This window comes from Lentilactobacillus fungorum (assembly GCF_016860605.1).
Classification (GTDB): Bacteria; Bacillota; Bacilli; order Lactobacillales; family Lactobacillaceae; genus Lentilactobacillus; species Lentilactobacillus fungorum.
In genome coordinates this window covers 157,237-175,369 of record NZ_BNJR01000012.1, presented here as the reverse complement: position 1 = coordinate 175,369, position 18,133 = coordinate 157,237, and the positions used below count along the sequence as shown (strand labels likewise).

The 18,133-nt window shown below is 42.3% G+C and carries 15 protein-coding genes; 13 read left to right on the top strand and 2 right to left on the bottom strand.

The window, feature by feature from the left end; translation table 11 throughout:
• The first annotated feature begins 165 nt into the window (after positions 1–165).
• The 10 genes from YK48G_RS06485 to YK48G_RS06440 all read left to right on the top strand — a co-directional run bounded on the left by YK48G_RS06485 (position 166) and on the right by YK48G_RS06440 (position 12,053).
• Positions 166–534 (top strand): cupredoxin domain-containing protein, encoded by a 369-nt coding sequence (locus YK48G_RS06485; protein ID WP_203629903.1) that lies wholly within the window; start codon positions 166–168, stop codon positions 532–534.
• A gap of 15 nt (positions 535–549) precedes the next feature.
• Positions 550–825, top strand: a complete 276-nt coding sequence (locus YK48G_RS06480; protein WP_203630089.1) for a cupredoxin domain-containing protein — start codon at positions 550–552, stop codon at positions 823–825.
• Positions 822–2,750 (top strand): copper-translocating P-type ATPase, encoded by a 1,929-nt coding sequence (locus tag YK48G_RS06475; RefSeq protein ID WP_203629902.1) that lies wholly within the window; start codon positions 822–824, stop codon positions 2,748–2,750. Before YK48G_RS06480 ends, YK48G_RS06475 begins: the two co-directional genes overlap by 4 nt.
• Positions 2,751–3,101: 351 nt before the next feature.
• Positions 3,102–4,400 carry a GntP family permease gene (locus YK48G_RS06470; RefSeq protein ID WP_203629901.1) on the top strand — a complete coding sequence of 433 codons (1,299 nt, stop codon included), beginning with the start codon at positions 3,102–3,104 and terminating at the stop codon, positions 4,398–4,400.
• Between the two features lie 21 nt (positions 4,401–4,421).
• Entirely contained in the window at positions 4,422–5,573 is a 1,152-nt protein-coding gene (locus tag YK48G_RS06465) for a glycerate kinase family protein (protein ID WP_203629900.1), read from the top strand.
• A 69-nt stretch (positions 5,574–5,642) separates the two neighbouring features.
• Positions 5,643–7,190, top strand: coding sequence for a PucR family transcriptional regulator (locus YK48G_RS06460; RefSeq protein WP_203629899.1), 1,548 nt, complete (start codon positions 5,643–5,645; stop codon positions 7,188–7,190).
• Positions 7,191–7,346: 156 nt separating this feature from the next.
• Positions 7,347–8,105: an aspartate/glutamate racemase family protein gene (locus tag YK48G_RS06455; RefSeq protein ID WP_203629898.1), complete on the top strand. Its 759-nt coding sequence runs from the start codon at positions 7,347–7,349 to the stop codon at positions 8,103–8,105.
• A gap of 17 nt (positions 8,106–8,122) precedes the next feature.
• Entirely contained in the window at positions 8,123–9,400 is a 1,278-nt protein-coding gene (locus tag YK48G_RS06450; RefSeq protein WP_203629897.1) for a cytosine permease, read from the top strand.
• A 5-nt stretch (positions 9,401–9,405) separates the two neighbouring features.
• Entirely contained in the window at positions 9,406–10,500 is a 1,095-nt protein-coding gene (locus YK48G_RS06445; RefSeq protein WP_203629896.1) for an S-methyl thiohydantoin desulfurase family protein, read from the top strand.
• Entirely contained in the window at positions 10,497–12,053 is a 1,557-nt protein-coding gene (locus tag YK48G_RS06440) for a hydantoinase/oxoprolinase N-terminal domain-containing protein (protein ID WP_203629895.1), read from the top strand. The genes YK48G_RS06445 and YK48G_RS06440 overlap by 4 nt, the downstream gene beginning before the upstream one ends.
• A 972-nt stretch (positions 12,054–13,025) precedes the next feature.
• On the opposite strand, the gene YK48G_RS06435 is transcribed toward YK48G_RS06440, so the two are convergent.
• Both YK48G_RS06435 and YK48G_RS06430 read right to left on the bottom strand, forming a co-directional pair.
• Positions 13,026–13,556 carry an HdeD family acid-resistance protein gene (locus YK48G_RS06435; protein WP_203629894.1) on the bottom strand — a complete coding sequence of 177 codons (531 nt, stop codon included), beginning with the start codon at positions 13,554–13,556 and terminating at the stop codon, positions 13,026–13,028.
• 76 nt (positions 13,557–13,632) lie between these two features.
• Positions 13,633–15,387 carry an MFS transporter gene (locus YK48G_RS06430; protein ID WP_203629893.1) on the bottom strand — a complete coding sequence of 585 codons (1,755 nt, stop codon included), beginning with the start codon at positions 15,385–15,387 and terminating at the stop codon, positions 13,633–13,635.
• 181 nt (positions 15,388–15,568) lie between these two features.
• On the opposite strand from YK48G_RS06430, the gene YK48G_RS06425 reads away from it, so the two are divergent.
• The 3 genes from YK48G_RS06425 to YK48G_RS06415 all read left to right on the top strand — a co-directional run bounded on the left by YK48G_RS06425 (position 15,569) and on the right by YK48G_RS06415 (position 17,721).
• Positions 15,569–16,126 carry a TetR/AcrR family transcriptional regulator gene (locus YK48G_RS06425; protein ID WP_203629892.1) on the top strand — a complete coding sequence of 186 codons (558 nt, stop codon included), beginning with the start codon at positions 15,569–15,571 and terminating at the stop codon, positions 16,124–16,126.
• A 13-nt stretch (positions 16,127–16,139) separates the two neighbouring features.
• The gene (gene sfsA, locus YK48G_RS06420; protein WP_203629891.1) at positions 16,140–16,889 is read left to right on the top strand and encodes a DNA/RNA nuclease SfsA; all 750 of its coding nucleotides are present in this window, start codon (positions 16,140–16,142) and stop codon (positions 16,887–16,889) included.
• A 139-nt stretch (positions 16,890–17,028) separates the two neighbouring features.
• The gene (locus YK48G_RS06415) at positions 17,029–17,721 is read left to right on the top strand and encodes a glycerophosphodiester phosphodiesterase (protein WP_203629890.1); all 693 of its coding nucleotides are present in this window, start codon (positions 17,029–17,031) and stop codon (positions 17,719–17,721) included.
• Positions 17,722–18,133 lie beyond the last annotated feature (412 nt).

The window sequence follows — 18,133 nt, the reverse complement described above, 5'->3', positions numbered from 1 at the left end:
CCATACAAGAAATTGAGTTGGCGGCGGCATTGTCAAGCAGCCTATTCATTCTAATGTTGATTGATTTTAATTTGGAATGAAAAAAATTTGATTTATAGTTGACAAACGTAAACTTAAGGCATAAGGTAATCATAAATCTACAAACGTAAACGGGGAGGAAATAAAATGAAAATCATTGTATTAGTGATTGGATTAGGACTCATTGCATTTATCGGCTGGTGGTTCTTTGGTAAGCATGCGACCGATGAGGCAGCAGCGGCAGTTGCTAATCATCACCAAGTCGTCGATGTTGAGGTAAAAGGTGGCTATTCGCCAGAAGTGGTGACCCTTCAGCGAAACGTGCCGGCTACTTTGAACTTCACCAGAAAAGACGCTTCATCTTGTTTGGACCGGGTAGTATTTTCTGATTTTGGTATCAACCAAGCACTTCCTGAAAATCAGGTTGAATCAGTTGAAATTGATACCAGCACGCCCGGTGAATACCAGTGGGCATGTGGAATGGATATGTTTCATGGCAAAGTCATTATTAAATAATTGGAGGAATCGATGATGGATCAAAAAGAACAAAACGCAACGATTATTGTTTCGGGTGGTTATCAGCCGGAAGTCATTAAGCTAAAACAGGGAATTCCAGCCAAGCTCAGCTTTAAGCGGGTTTCAGAGCAGGGGTGTTTAGACGTCGTTCACTCAAAGGAATTGGGCTTTGAAGCGACTTTGCCGTTTGACGTGGTTAAAGTTGTTAGTGTGCCAACCGATAAAGCCGGTGAATTTAGCTTTAGCTGTGGGATGGACATGTTTTTTGGAAAAGTTGAGGTTGAGCCATGACAATTACCAAACGATTCTGGGTATCACTGATTCTATCGCTGCCAATGCTGGCCGAGATGATCTTAAAACCATTTGGGTGGATGTTACCGGGTGGTGAGTACACGATGCTGGGGTTAACGACGATCATTATGCTGGTGTCGGCAGGACCGTTTATAAAAAGTGCTTGGGCGTCGTTTAAAAAGCATCATTCAAACATGGATACATTGGTTGCCATTGGGACCGCTACGGCCTACTTATACAGTATCTATGCAATGCTTACCAAGCAGCCGGTATTCTTTGAAAGTGCTGCTTTTGTGACCACCTTTGTCTTGCTAGGACAGGTGTTTGAGGCGCGAATGCGTCAGAATGCTTCTAGTGCCGTTAAAAAGTTGGTCAACCTGCAAGCTAAGGATGCCGAAGTTTTCCGTGACGGCCAATTTATCAAGCTGCCAGTTTCGAAGGTCGTTGTGGGTGACCTGATTAAAGTTCGGCCAGGAGAAAAGATTGCCGTCGATGGTGAAATTACAACGGGCAGTTCAACGATTGACGAATCAATGGTCACCGGCGAAAGTATGCCGACTAAAAAGATCGCTGGCGACGCTGTCGTGGGCGCGACGGTTAATGGATCGGGAACACTGACCTACAAGGCAACTAAAATCGGAAAAGATACCATGTTGGCTCAAATCGTTGAGTTGGTTAAAAAAGCGCAAAATAGTCACGCACCCATTCAAAGCCTAACGGACAAAGTGTCGGCTGTCTTTGTCCCACTAGTCTTAATCATTGCCATTTTGACATTCTTAGTGTGGTATGAGCTGATTGGCGCCAGTGTTGCAAGTTCGCTGATCTTTGCAGTGTCAGTAGTCGTCATCGCTTGCCCATGTGCGTTGGGCTTAGCCACGCCAACTGCTTTGATGGTGGGCACCGGCAGGAGTGCCAAAATGGGCATTTTAATTAAAAATGGCCAAGTGTTGGAAGCGGTAAATGATGTTAAAACGGTCGTCTTTGATAAGACGGGAACCATTACGGTTGGTCAACCACGGGTCACTAATATCATCGGCGATCGTGAAAAGATTTTACAAATTGCAGCGAGTTTGGAACAAGCTTCTGAGCATCCCTTGGCTGTCGCCATTTTAAACGAAGCAAAGCAAACACAAATTGACATGATGAACGTCGATCGCTTCGAAGCCGTTGAAGGCAAAGGCGTCCGGGGAGAAATTAATGGTCAAATGGCGTTTGTAGGTAATGACAAATTGCTCGAAAATATTCGACTGACTTCGGAGTTGAGCCGGCAATTTGAGAAACTTCAGCAACAGGCCAAAACGGTCGTTGTCGTCGGCCAAGCTGATCAGGTAATTGGCCTAATTGCCATTCAAGATACCCCTAAGAAAACGTCTCAAGCGGCAGTTGCCGCCCTCAAAAATCGAGGGCTCAAAACGGTCATGCTGACTGGCGATAATGAACAAGTTGCTCAATCAATTGCGAATGAAGTTGGGATTGATCAAGTCATTGCCAATGTTTTACCCAAAGACAAGGCCAATCGGTTTAAAGCGCTTCAGGCTGGTGGCAAAGTTGCATTTGTCGGTGACGGCATTAATGATGCGCCCGCATTGAGTACCGCTGATGTTGGCATTGCCATGGGTTCTGGTACGGATATTGCGATTGAATCCGGCGGTATCGTGTTAGTAAAAAATGACCTGCGAGATGTCGACCGGGCGTTGGCGTTGAGTCAAAAGACCTTTAACCGAATTAAATTAAACCTGTTTTGGGCGTTTATCTACAATGTACTTGGCATCCCGGTTGCTGCTGGGGCCCTGTACTTTGTTGGCTTAACCTTAAGCCCAGAATTGGCAGGGTTAGCAATGGCGTTTAGCTCGTTGTCGGTTGTGACCAGTTCGGTTATGTTGAACCGCACTAAGATTTCGACGACACCATTAACTGAATCATAATTGAAATGAAGGTTGTAGTGGACTGCTATCGATGATGATTGATGGCAGTCTTTTTGAGTGGCCATTTTTACTGGGGCAACATGAAAAAAATTTTCTTTTCACGGAATCTTTTCATATGCTAAAATGAGAAAATGTGAGCAATCTTTAATCGCCACTTTGCTTGCTTTTAATATGCAAAAAAGCAAAAATATGAGCAAAAAGTAATATGAATCCGGTTACATAATCGTGTATACTTTTGGTATGGTTTTAAAACGCAGTGGCAAATTGCTATAAATCAGTCTGTTAGGGGGTGATTCAGCGAGATTAATTTGATTGGTCTATTAAATGCGTATTATTCTAAGGAGGACACATATGGGAGCATTAATTTTACCTTGGTGGGCAGCGCTTTTAGGCTTGGCCCTTGCAATTATTTTAATTTTATGGAAGCTAAATCCAGTTTATTCGTTGATGTTAGGGGCGATCATTGGTTGCTTAATTGGGGGCGCCAATCTTGTTCAAACGATTAACGTACTCATTCAAGGATCCCAAAGCGTGATTGGCACAATTTTGCGGGTTATTGCCGCGGGGATGCTGGCGGGGGTCATGATGGAATCGGGTGCCGCCGATACGATTGCCAGGGCGATTGTCAATAAGCTTGGTGACCGCTTGGCACTATTTAGCTTGGCATTTGCGACAATGGTCATCACCGGTGTGGGGGTTTTTATTCCGGTAGCTGTTTTGATTGTGGCACCGATCGCACTGGAAGTTGGCGAACGGATGCACATTTCTAAGTTAGCCCTGCTAGTCGCTTTGTCCGGTGGTGGCAAGGCCGGTAACGTTATTTCACCAAACCCCAATACAATTGCTGCTGCTAAAGGGTTTGGCCTTGAATTAAGCCAAGTGATGATCGCGGACTTTATTCCGGCAGTTATTGGATTAGTTGTAGCGGTTTTAGTGGCATCACTGTTAAGAAACAAAGGGTCGAAAGTTTTAGATACCGATTTGGCCAATTTAACTCAAGAAACCAATGTCGCTGATTTGCCTTCGTTGGGATCATCATTGGTAACACCGATTCTTGCTATCTTTTTACTTTTATTAAATCCAATTGGCTCAATCTTTCACATTGGTCTTTTGACTAAATTAAACTTGGACGCGATGTATGTGTTGCCAATTGCCGCGATTGTCGGCGCAATTGCCATGAAGAAGGGCGGCCATTTGAAATCATACGCACAATCAGGAATTACGCGAATGACCGATGTTGTGATGATTCTGTTGGGAGCTGGTATGATTGGAGCGTTGATTACGTCATCCAGCTTGCCGACTGAAATTATTAGTTTGATCAAGGTCAGCCACGTTTCCGGCGTCTTCTTGGCACCGATTTCTGGAATCTTGATGGCGGCAGCCGCAGCGTCGACTTCGACCGGGGTTATTTTAGCCACCGGTTCGTTTAGTAAGGCCATCTTAGGGTTTGGCGTCAGCCCGTTAGCTGCGGCAGCGATGGTCCACACGGGGGCAACGGTGATTGATCACTTACCTCATGGAAATTATTTCCATGTGACGGCAAACGCCATGCATATGGAAATCAAAGAGCGTTCTCGCTCAATTGTTTACGAATCAATGGTCGGCCTTTCGATGACTATTGTTGCAACTGTTATGTATGGATTCTTCTAAAGAAATAGGAGGTGTGTCGTGATGAAATTTGTTATTGCGCCCGATTCATTTAAAGGCGGCTTGACCGCTAAGCAAGCCGCCGAAGCAATGAAAACCGGGCTCGCCCGTGTGTATCCGGATGCCGATTATACGTTAGTTCCAATGGCTGATGGCGGCGAAGGTACCGTACAATCGTTAGTTGATGCGACTCGTGGCCATTTTTATACCGAACAAGTAACTGGCCCGCTTGGAACCCAGGTTGCAGCTAAGTTTGGGATCCTTGGGGATGGCCAGACTGGTGTGATTGAAATGTCTCAAGCAAGTGGCATTCAGTTTGTTAATGAACAGACGCGAAATCCGCTGATCACCACCACTTATGGCACCGGAGAGCTGATTCTTAAAGCGTTGGATCAAGGCATATCTAAATTGATTTTAGGCATTGGCGGCAGTGCAACTAACGATGGTGGGGCTGGCATGGCCCAAGCAATTGGGGCTCAGTTATTGGACCAAGCTGGTAACCAGATTGAAGTTGGTGGCGGCCAGTTAGATCAGCTTGAAAAAATTGACATTTCTAAAGTTGATCCGCGAATTAAAGACTTAGAAATCTTAATTGCTTCTGATGTGACTAACCCATTAGTTGGCCCAGATGGCGCCTCGGCGGTCTTTGGTCCACAAAAGGGGGCGACACCGGAGATGGTAAAGGTCTTGGATGATAATTTGCGCCATTACGCAGAGATTATTAAGCGAGACCTTCACGCCGACTTGGCAGATTATCCGGGAGCCGGGGCCGCTGGTGGCCTTGGTGCTGGACTGCTTGCCTTTACCAATTCGACGATGGAAAAGGGTGTAGAGATTGTCGTTGAATACAGTGGCTTAAAGAAAAAAGCACAGGGAGCAGACTTTGTCTTTACTGGAGAAGGCGGAATTGATTTTCAAACCAAATTTGGCAAAACTCCTTATGGGGTTGCCTTAGCAACCAAACAAGTGGCCCCGAACGCACCGGTTATTGTGATTGCTGGCAGCGTTGGTGATGGCATTAATGAGCTGTATTCTGAAAAATCAATTGATGCCATTTTTACCAGTGTTGCAGGCGTGAAGACGCTCCAAGAAGCGCTAGATACAGCCCCTCACGATGTTGCTCAAGTAGCGGAAAATATTGGGCGATTAGTCGCGAAGACATTGGCCAAGTCGTGATTTTTATTTTTCTCTCACATTGTGATAGGATTATTAAAAATAATCTTATCGAAGGTGATGCCTATCAGTGTGACAGTAAAAGACGTTCTTCAGTTACCTTCTTTAAAGCGAGCAAAGGTGATTGCAGGCGATTCGGCAATTAACAAGGTGGTTGCGTCAGTTTCAGTATTGGAATACTCACAGATCACCACTACTCAGGCTGAAATTTATAAACATATTAACTTTAATAATGATGAACTGGTGCTAACGGCTTTTGCAAGTGTTCGTGATGATGTTGAAGCGCAATGTGAAAATATTAGAGCGCTGGCAGAAGCTGGGGAACTTGGCATCATTTTATTCTATGTTGGCCTAGTTGTCCCAAAAGTTGATCCAAAATTGATTGAAACAGCTAATCAGTGTGATTTTCTAGTGATACTAATGCCCAAAAATGAACCTGAGTTAACGTACAGTAGTGTCATTACTGAAATCATGTTTGCAGTGTTTAATGATCAGATTGAAAATCCAAATTTTTCTGCCGAATTAGTTGAAAAAGTATCTTCGATGCCGACCTATCAGCAAAATATCGACATGGTTTTGCGGTTGTTGAGTGATCGGCTACGAGCATCTGTCGCAATTACGAACGAAGAAATGTCGTTGATCAGCAGCCAGCAGTGGCCACAAACGAACCATGTCATTTGGCGTAAGATTCTAAACAATCGCCAAAGTGGTAATCATCAAACTGGTAATCATATTTATATTGATAAAGTTAATGATAAAAACAGACAGTTGGTTATTTATAAAGAGCATGGTGAGCTGAGCCACACATTACAGAAGCAGGCAATTGAAACAATTCGAATTTCACTTAATTTGTGGGACAACGACGATGCTGATCATAATTTGGTTGATTTACTGGATGCGATTATTCAAAATCGCCCCCAAAAGATTAGTCAATTAGCTAAGCAAAATCATATTTCGATTAACGCTTTGTCAATGCTGTTAATCATTAGTAATTTAGAAAAAGCTGATAATATCAATCGCATTAAGGCGGATATTAAGCGAATTTCCAGTTCACTCGCTAATGTGATCATTTGTGAAGCTTATCGGGATGAAATTTTAATTTTGCCAGTAACTCGACCGGCAACTTTGCAAGATTGGGATGACTGGCAATCCGCAATTCTTCATTATGCCCGCCAACAGCATCTGCAGTTAACTTTAACGAAGTTTAATGATTTGCATGGTGAAGCGACAATTAGGGATGCATACATTAACCATTACAAGTATTTGCCAACAACCGAAATTATTTTTCCTACCAAGACGACGTTTTCTGAACAAGATTTGCAGTTTGCCAGATCGTGTCAGGAACTCATTAATCAATGCGGCGAGCCGATTGAGTCAAGAATAAGACTAATTAATCAGCTGCCAGCCAGTATGATTAAGACGTTATTGGTATTCTTACTAGATGCTCGAGGAAGCGTTGAAGATGCTGCAAACATTTTATTTATTCATCGAAATACCGCGAAATATCGACTCAAAAAGATTAGTAACTATTTTGGATTTAAAATTGGCATTATGCCTGAATCACTGGTAGTTTATCAAGCTGCGGCAATCTATCGAATTGTTAACGGTGATCCTGCCTGACGTCTCATTTTGTCTTATTAGACAAAATGGGGCGTTTATTTTTGTTGTAAAGGACAATGACAGACTGGCAAAAAGAACGTAACATCATTAACAATCAATAAATGAGAAAACAATTAAATAAATGATTGTTTATCTTATAAAGTGAGGTAATTGCTAATGGAAAATGATTTACGGCTTTTAGATATACTGCCGGTTGTCGCAAAAGATATTCTTAGTAACGACATGAAAGCAGACATGGAGAAATATTTGATGGCAACAACTAAAGTTGATCATGTTCAAATTGGTGGCAAGGGGCCAATCACGATTGAAAGTGAGTATGATGAAGCATTTGCGGCACCAGAAGTTGTACAAACAGCAGTTGAGGCAACAAAGAAAAGGCCCTATGACGGTATTTTTGTCAATTGTTTTGGTGATCCTGGTGTGCGAGCAACTCGTGAAAAACTACCCATCACGGTTTTTGGCGGCTTTGAACCGGCCGTTTATTTGGCGCTTGGTTTAGGCGATACAGTTGGCATTGTCACTGTATTAGAAAACGTTGTGCCGATGTTAAAGGGAGCGGTTGCCAGGGCCGGTTTGCAGTCACGGGCGACGTCAATTCGGACACTTGGGATCCCCGTTCTTCAGTTGAAGGATCGCCATCTTTTAATGACAAGCTTATACGAGCAATGCAAACGTGCGATTGAAGATGATCAGGTGAGTGTTCTAGTCATGGGATGCACCGGAATTGCTGGAATTGTTGAAGAAATGACATCCCGACTCAATTCGGATGGGTATGATGTCCCGGTGCTGGAAGCAGGGCAGTGTGCAATGCTACTAACTGAGTTATATGCGCGAATGGGCATTCATCCTAGCCGGCAAACATACATGACACCTCCAGCAAAGCAAACTGGCAGCCAAAACCCAACGACTAAATAATATGAGGAGGCCTTTTTATGAATCATAATCAACGAAATCAAAATTGGATTAGTTTGGCGTTTGTATGGGCTGGCGCATTAGTGTCAATCCCAAGCCTACTTTTGGGAGGGACATTAGTTGCGGGCATGTCTCTTAGCAAAACATTGATAACTGCCTTGATTGGGTATGCGCTGGTTGTTTTCATTATGATTTTTCAAGGCATGCAAAGCGCTGACTTAGGAAAGCCAACCGTTAAAGTTGCAGAACAGGTTTTTGGCAAACAGGGTTCAAGAAGCATCATCTCAATTTTGATTGCAATTGGTTGTTTAGGGTGGTTTGGCATTCAGGCCAATGTATGTGGAGAAGCCTTTGCGAGTCTTTTAAAGGCTCTTGGAGTAACAATTCCAACGCCATTATCATCACTCATTTGGGGAATGATCATGGTTGTCACGGCGATTTATGGCATTAGGGTTATTAGATTACTGACATACGTTGCGGTTCCGTATCTAATTGCAGTTTGCTTATATGGGCTTTATCAAGCACTCACGACCACAAACTTTACTCAAATAAGTGCCTATCATCCTGCTACCAGCCTACCGATTGGCACGGGGTTGACCATTACTTTGGGTTCGTTTGCGATTGGAGCCGTTATTGCAGGTGATTATTCACAGTATTCACCAAAACGACGTGACGTTGTTAAAGCGGCCATATTTGGCGTCATTCCTGCCGGTGTCTTAATGATTGGTGTAGGAGCTATTCTAACGATTGTTTATCATAACGCTGATTTAAACGGCGTTTTCATGAAAATTGGCTCACCATTAGTTGGCGGCTTGGCGTTGGTTTTAGCGACTTGGAAAGTGAATGTCATTAATGCATTTTCAGGTGGCATTGCGGTTATCAATGCGTTTAAAATTCCAGATCGTTATCAAAAAATAACCGTTTTTCTGGTAGGGCTGTCTGGGACTGGATTAGCTATCGTTGGCATTATGAATTACTTTACACCGGTGATGAATATCTTAGGAGCGATGATTCCGCCAGTGGCTGGTGTGATGTCTGCAGCCTATTGGGTAACCCATCATGGCAATGCCAGCCTGTGGGAATCTACTCCAGGTTTTAAGTGGTCTGGCATTGTTGCTTGGTTGCTTGGCGGGATTGTTGCATCGACACCAGTCATTATGGGATTAATTCCCAATATTGCTCATCCACAGATTAATCCACTAACGGGAATTATCTTGTCCTTTGTGACTTATTTGATCCTACAAAAAATAGAAGCGCATCAACAAATCAAGCAAACGGCTGAAATGAAGGAGCGATAGTGATTATGCGGTACTTAGATAAAGAAAATATTGAAAATATTGCTACCGGCGCATCGTTATTTGGCGCGGGTGGTGGCGGTGATCCATACGTTGGAAAGATGATGGCAATTTCTGCGATCGAAAAAAATGGACCAGTAAAATTATTGTCAGTTGATGAAGTCGATGACGAGGATATGTACATGCCGGCTGCATCAATGGGCGCGCCGTTAGTGATGACAGAAAAATTTCCAAAGGGCGATGAGTTCACCAGAGCATTTAATCGCTTGGGAAAATATCTGGGCAAGTCGATTGCGGGGACGTTTCCAATGGAAGCTGGTGGCGTTAACTCGATGATTCCAATCGTTGTGGCTGCTCAGGCGGGCATTCCCTTGGTTGACTGTGATGGAATGGGCCGAGCCTTTCCAGAACTTCAAATGACGACTTTTCATTTGGGCGGCGTTTCGGCGACGCCAATGGTGGTAACGGATGAAAAAGGGAATTTAAGCATCCTTGAAACGGTAACTGACAAATGGTCTGAGCGACTAGCAAGAGATCAAGTGGTTGAAATGGGGGCCAGTGCTTCAGTTTCACTCTACCCTTCAACTGGCCGGCAAATGAAACAAAACGGTATTAAAGGGATTGTGACCCGTTGTGAAGAGGTTGGCAAAATTGTTAAGCAGCACACCAAAGGAAAAAAATGGCAGTTGGCGCAATTACTCAATTTAACCCAAGGCTTTCATCTATTTGACGGTAAAATTGTCGATATTTCTCGAGAAACTCGTGGCGGCTTTAACTATGGTGAGATGACGGTTCAGGGGCTAAATGATGATGAAGGTCAGCAAATGACCATTGAATTTCAAAATGAAAATTTAATTGCTAAAAGAAACGGCCAAATTGTCACGAGCGTTCCTGATCTAATTTGTTTAACAGATATGGATAGTTTGGTGCCAAGTACATCAGAATCGATTAAATACGGCAAGCGAATCACGGTATTAGGCTTGCCGGCAGATGAAAAATGGCGGACTAAAAAGGGGCTGGAGACAGTTGGACCGAAGTATTTTGGCTATCATTTTGATTATGAACCAATCGAATCGATGGTTCATAGGGAGGTTAAAGTATGAAATACCGATTAGGAATTGATGTTGGTGGGACAAATACAGACGCAGTTATCTTAGATGATCAGCTGAATGTCATTGAGAGTACCAAGTCGCATACAACCAAAGATATTGAAACTGGCATTTATCGCTCGATGAAAACAGTTATTGACCAATCTGGAATTGATCCAGCCAAAATTACGCATGCAATGCTTGGGACAACCCAATGTACCAATGCAATCGTGGAACGGAAAAACCTTGCCAGAGTCGGCGTTATTCGGTTGGGATATCCAGCGTCTGTCTCTATTCTGCCGTACACGGCTTGGCCTCAAGATATGGTTGGAATTTTATCTGGAAAATACCGTATTTTGCATGGCGGTTCTGAATATAACGGCGAATCGATTACGCCCTTTAATGAAGACGAATTGCGGGATCTGCTTAAAAAGTGGCAAGGAGAGGTTGACGCGATTGCCGTCGTTGGAATTTTTTCATCGATTAAACCAGAACAAGAGCAGCGAACTGAAGTAATTATTAAGCAGTTATATGGGCAAACTTTTCCGGTTTCTTTATCGTCGACAATTGGTTCAATCGGCCTGATTGAACGGGAAAATGCGACTATTTTAAATGCGGCACTTCATAAAGTTATCCAAAAGACTGCCAATGGTTTTGCTCAATCATTGATTCACGAAGGCGTCAAAAACGCCAAAACTTATTTATGTCAAAATGATGGGACACTGATGTCGATTGAATATGCAAGACAATATCCGATTCTGACAATTGGTAGCGGGCCAACTAATAGCATTCGCGGAGCTGCTTACCTTGCAGGTGCAAAGAATGCTGTTGTACTGGATATTGGTGGAACAACGGCAGATTTAGGCGTTTTAGTTAATGGATTCCCACGAGAGTCTTCGATTGCAGTTGACGTGGGGGGTATTCGAACAAATTTTCGAATGCCAGACATTATTTCCATTGGATTAGGCGGCGGCAGCCTTGTTAAGGAAGACAAAGATGGGAAGATCACAATTGGGCCGGAAAGTGTTGGCTATCAAATTGAAGAAAAGGCGTTAGTGTTTGGCGGCGATACCCTAACAACCACCGATATTGCAGTTCGCTTGGGTCAAGCAAAAGTTGGTAATTCAAAGAATGTGGCTGGAATTAGCTTGGAATTTGCAAAAAAAGTTGAAAGTAAAATCAAAGAAATGATTGAAACCGCTATTGATCAAATGAAAACCAGCGGGGATGATGTTGATTTGATTTTAGTGGGTGGCGGCTCAATCATTGCGCCCGAACGACTGGCAGGGGTTCGATCGATTATTCAAAACCCTAAAGGCCCGGTAGCGAACGCGATTGGGGCTTCCATTGCTCAAGTGAGTGGTGACTTTGAAAAGTTATATTCTTATGAAAAGATTAAGCGTGAGGTAGCCTTAAAAGACGCACAGCAATTTGCTGAGAAGCAAGCTGTTTTAGCTGGTGCCAGCCAAGAGACGCTTGAGTTGGTGGATGTTAACGAGACCCCCTTAGCTTATGCACCCGGTAAAACTACCAAGGTACGAGTTAAGGTGGTTGGAAAGTTGATCTGACAAGTGAAGTAAAAGGATAATGGTTGTTAATTTGTTGATGGGCTTACTTTAAACAGGCACTAAATGTTACACGTGAAACATTCAGTGGTGAGAACGGTCTGATTGTTTCCAAAACTCACATTAAACAGGTTACTCGAAACTTGTTACTTGGAATCATCGTTGAATAGTGATTATAAAAGTGAAATTGAACATCATTCGGCGTTAATTTTCATTACTAATGCTTAATAAAAAAGACGATCTCTCAAAAGGTCGTCTTTTTGCGTGGATGTTGGGCTAATCACGTTTATCGCATCATGGTTTATAAGTCAACTACCCAGAGCTTGTGGGCTTAACACTCGGCAATGCAAGGTAGAAATCTCCATATGTGTCCCTTGGCCAGAAATTCCAGAGCCGGTGATTTTCAACCGAGGGACTTTATCTACTGATTTTTAATCAATTTGTCCGTTCCCATACAGTTGATACGGTTAAAATGAAATCGAGGTTGACGGCAAGTCAGTTTGGCAACAAGTTATGATATAAAATAAGCCAATTAGGTGGTAGATCAATTGGGAGATCCCGATCAAACTGACGCGAATTAAGTCAATTCGTCAACTGGTAATTGGTCAATCAACTGATTTCAAATTTAATTATGGCAACCGCCTGTCGAATTCCCCTCAGAATTCGTAGACTATATAAGATCCCCGCTTGGTAATTCATTTATTTCTAATTAGTAGTTTGGTAAAATCAAGCGCGATTAGCAGAGATGCTTAAAACTCCACACTTATATTATAAACTATTGTGAAATGGTAAACAATATTATTTGTGATTATCACCCGGCAATATAGTATGGTACCTCGGCATATACGCTACGGGCTAATCGGGCGCAACTGTTGGCGGCCTTAGCCCAAGCATAACGGTGGATTATAAGGATAAAAAAGTAAGCTCGATTGAGAAGCGTCTCAATCGGGCTACTTTTTAAAAATAATTTGGTGACTAACGCCATCTCCACGCCAATACGATATCCATTACTGACATAATCACAAGAATCGCGCCAAAAAATTGCAGAACAACCAAGACGGTTCCAAATGGGTTAAACATTAACATAATCCCTAGCAAAGTGAGGATCATGCCATATAAGCTATTTGGAAATGGTGATACATTAACGTATTCACGGTGTTGCTGGAGACCGTCGATGGTTTTAGAAATGCCCATGATAACTAATGTCAGGCCAACAACAAATGGCAAAAAGGCCAGCAGTGGTTTAGCGAAGATCCAGATAATGACGGCGATGACTAACTGGGAGATCCCAATCGATAAACTATAGCTGGTAATTTCGGCGCGAGCCCGCTGCCGCCAAGCTGAAAGCAGGTTAATGATACCAAAAATGGCAAAGAAGACGGCTAAAATACCAATAAAAGCATTCAACGTTTCGTGCGGTTCAAACAGGAACATGAGGCCAAAGATAATGTAAGCAAGGCTTTTTAGCCAAACGTAATTTCTAAAGCGGTTAACAAATGAATACAAGTTTATTCCTCCAAGCTGTTTGTTATCTTTATCATACGAGAAATAAACTAAAAATAACAGCTGTTAGTGGAGCATTTTAATCAACGGTATCGGGGCTCTTAAATTTAAAGATAGGAATTATTAGCAATGAAACGAATGGTAACCAAGCCAAACTCCCATAAACACTCAGAAAGGCAACATTGAGGCGTTTTTTCAAATGATTTTTAACGTGTTGGATCCATTTCTTTAATTGATGATTTGTTTGACTAACTTTTTTAACCAATAACTGTTTAACTTGGCTTGAAACGCCACGGCTAATTTCTAGTTTGAGTCTTTGCGGTACCAATTTTGTGGGCAAATTTTCTTTAGCAGCAACTAAGGCTAATTGTCGATGATAAGCGCGGTTGATTAAAGTTAATTGTTTTTCTTTTGATATTTTGATTCCTTTAAACTTCAAACTGCCTTTCACTTTTGTGATGTTATTACTGTTGGGATTTAATCGCTTGTGAAGCTTGCGGCTCATTTTTTCTTTGGCGGAATTGGCTAAATGAAGGCTGGTAATTTGTTGGGATCCATACGCAAGCGTGTTTTTCTTGGCGCTATTAATATTACTTGATAGAACGGTCATAAAGATTGCAATCGAAAGCACCATCCCTACTTGCCGTAAAACATTAGCGACACTTTGCGAAGCAGTTAGGATTGAGCCGTGAAAATCAGCGACAGCTAAAATATTGGCGGTTGCGGCAACTAAACCGTAGCCGATGCCCAACACAATTGCTGCAAGGATTAAAGGCTGATAGCCGTGATCTAAATTCATTGTCGCTAGTAGATAATAACTGGTGCCAATCAACGTAAACCCTAGACCAATTAGTAATTTATTATTAATCTTTTTGACCAAAAGAGAGGTGAAAATAACTGAAAACATTACAGCGACTGAATACGGCGTGATTAATAAGGCGGCACCCAACTCGCTTTGCCCGTGAACCCTTGTTAAGAAGGTGGGAATCAGTACAGCCATTCCACCTAAGAAGAAATTACACAGTACTAGCGAAATACTGGCACCGTCAAAGTTACGGCTATGGAACAAGCGTAGATTGATCATTGGTAATTTCAAGTGGCGTTCTAGGAGGATAAAGCCAATAAATGATACGAAAGAGGCGGCAAATAAACTTAGGATAATTGGTGAGTGCCATCCCCAAGCGTTGCCTTTAATTAATCCAAGGGAAAGTGAAAATAACATGGTGATGCTTAAGAAAGCACCACCCCAATCAACAGGGGCTGATTGAGTTGATTCATTCTTGAGGGGAAGCACGGCTGGAAAAATAATGAGGTCAAGAATAATCAACGGAACGTTAATGAAGAAAACCCAGCGCCAGCCCCAATATTGAGCAACCAAACCACCAATACTTGGGCCTAATGCAACTGCTAATCCTTGGACACCAGCTAAAGCGGCAACGATCTTATTACGATTCTGTTGATTGCTAATTTCTAAACCAATCACCATACTAGTTGGAATGATGATTGCGGCGCCAAGACTTTGGATGCCTCGAGCGACTAGCATAAATGAAAGGGTTGGGGCCATTCCTGAAAGTAGTGAACCAGCAGCAAAAATTATTAAACCGGCAAACACAAATTTGTTCCGACCAATTTTTTCTGCCAATCTACCAAATGGAATAATAAATGATGCGAAGACGATTGTATAAACGTTTAACGCCCAAGATAAATTCGTTAGACTTTCATTAAACGCCGTTTGAATCTCTGGCAGCACGATGGTCATAATTGAAACGTCCATCATACATAAAAGGTTGCCAATCAGTAATACAGGTAAGATATATTTTATTTTATTTAACATAATTGCCTCCTTTGGTTAAATGGGCAATTATATTTGCGCAAATATAATTTGTCTCACGCGTGACGCTTATTCACACGTGTGACATTCAACCTGGTTTTTAGTATACTTGGATTGAATCAGAAACACTAGGGCTTTCCAACAAGTGCTACATAATTTTAAATTTGTGACAGGGAGCGGTTAAATGAATGGTAAGCAGCGAATGGCAGCCCAATCCAGACAGTGGTTGGTTGAAGCTTTTTTTGAATTATTGAAGCATCATGATTATCATCAAATAACGGTTAAGGATATTTCAGCGCAAGCTCAACTATCACGGCGAACGTTTTATCGAACGTTTAAGGATAAAGAAGCCCTTTTGGATTATTATGGCAATGAGATGGTTCACAATTATTTGCAACGACTAACAAACCTTTCAGCGCAAAAAATGACGTTTGAACAAGTGCTAATCACTTTTTTTGCCTTTTGGTATGATCAACGAAACGAAATTCGATTACTGATTAAACAAAATCTATTCATGGTGTTACTTGCCAAGCTAAGTCCTCAAGCACCTAAACTATATGATGTCTTTCAGGCGCCTTGGCATATTAAGGGGAGCAAGCAAGAAGTTGCTTACGTCATGAGCTTTTCGTTCGGCGGTTTTTGGAACATCTTAAATATGTGGTTGGTCAAAGAGCAGCCGGATTCACCAGAAGAAGTTGCTCATACATTATTAAAAGCGCTAAAGAAAATGACCTATCAATGAGGAGTCAACACTAATGCAATATCCTAATAGTCACCTAGCGAAGTTCATCGACCGCCCTAACCGCTTTATTGCCCATTGTCGATTAATAGCAACAAATGAAGTCGTGGTCGCTCACGTGAAAAACACGGGGCGAACGACCATCTTGCAGCCGGATGTGACGACATCATTGGTTCGAAATGATAATCCGGCAAGAAAAACGCGTTATGATTTGGTGGCCGCAAAGAAATACAATCACCAATGGATTAATATTGATTCACAGGCGCCCAACCAATTAGTGAAGGCGGGGCTGACTCAGAATTTTATTAAATTGCCTGGTATTTCCAGCATTGCTCAAGTTATCCCGGAAGTAACCTATTTAGACTCGCGGCTGGACTTTGCCGGCGAAGATAGCCGCAAGCGACCATTTTTCTTGGAGGTTAAGGGTGTCACGCTGGCTAATCAAGGGGTGGCGGCGTTTCCAGATGCACCGACTGTTCGAGGATTAAAGCATGTTAAAACGTTGACTAGCGCAGCTAAAGCCGGCTACTTGGCTTACCTATTGTTTGTGATTCAAATGAGAGGAAACCGGGTGGTCACAATTGACCGAGAAATTTTTGAACCCTTAGCAAGTGCCATCGGCCAAGCACAAAAAAACGGCGTCCACGTTTTGGCCTACGACTGCCAAGTGACGCCGCAATTATTAACTTTGGATCAACCGGTACCGTTTGATTTGAACCAGCCATTTGTTAGCGACGGCTTGCCTTCCTCAATTGGTAAAAAATGACCTTTTTGGCTAATAAGTGAAAATGCCTTGAAAGTCTCTTTTATCATGTTATTATGGATACACATTAGTGCGAGTGTGATGTCAAATTATTGTTGATCGCACGTAGTCGGTTATTTTGGAAGGAAGCAAATGACACATAATGGTAAGCAAAACATTGATCTTTGGTCACCGCGGTTATCCGCATAAGTTCCCAGAGAATTCTTTAAAGGGATTTGCCTATGCAATTGCCCATGGCATCGACGGTTTGGAATTCGATGTTCATTTGACTAAAGATAACGTTCCAGTTATCATGCATGACGAAAAAATTGATCGAACAACCAATGGAGTCGGCGAAATTCGCTCGTACACTTTGAACGAATTAAGAGACTTCCAGTTAAGTGATGGTGAGAAAGTGCCGATGCTAAAGGAACTTTTAGCCTTAGCTGATAGCCAGCCAGTTCACTTAAACCTAGAATTTAAAACGAATGAAATTCATTACCCACACATTGAAGAAATTGTCCTGAAGATGGTCAAACAGTATCATCTGGTTTATCCGGTGATCTATTCATCATTTAATCTGGATTCACTCAAGATGGCTTATCAACTCGACCCTACCCAACAATATTGCTTCTTGTCAGAACATGACATCAAGAATCCAAGGGAATTGATGGCAAAAGAGCACTTGGTGGGCCTGCATTTAAGCCATTACGTTCCGATGCGGCATATCAAGGAACGGATCTGGACCGTTGATGATCCTAAAGCTCAAAAGCATTTGTTTGCGCAAAACGTTGCTGGGATTTTTACCAACAACTTTGAGGGTGCTGAGAAGATTAAGGCGAATGTGCTGGCGTGATCATGAGCGACGCTTGGTGAAATCATCAACTAGGTAGTTTTTCAATAAATGACTTTTACTTTTAAAAATAAAGCTTCTCTTCTAATATCACTTTGGCAGTTGCCGAAACGACTTTAGAAGAGGAGCTTTTTGGGTCTAAATTTTTGTTCATGAATTCGAGTGATCATTATGTTGGTAGCAAATAATTTGTTGGCTCTAAGCCGCATCTTAGTTTAATGGATATGCCAGTACTGATTATAGAGGTTCATTAAGTCCTTAGCATCCTGTTTAGAAAGTTTGCCTAACATCTGCTTAGCCATTAGAGCTGTAAAAGGAACAATCAAAGGTGATTTAACGTTAATCCAGCTAGGCTTCTGTAACCCAGCTGCCCGATAATCTTTGATTCGATACATAAAATCATGATAGTAAGTGT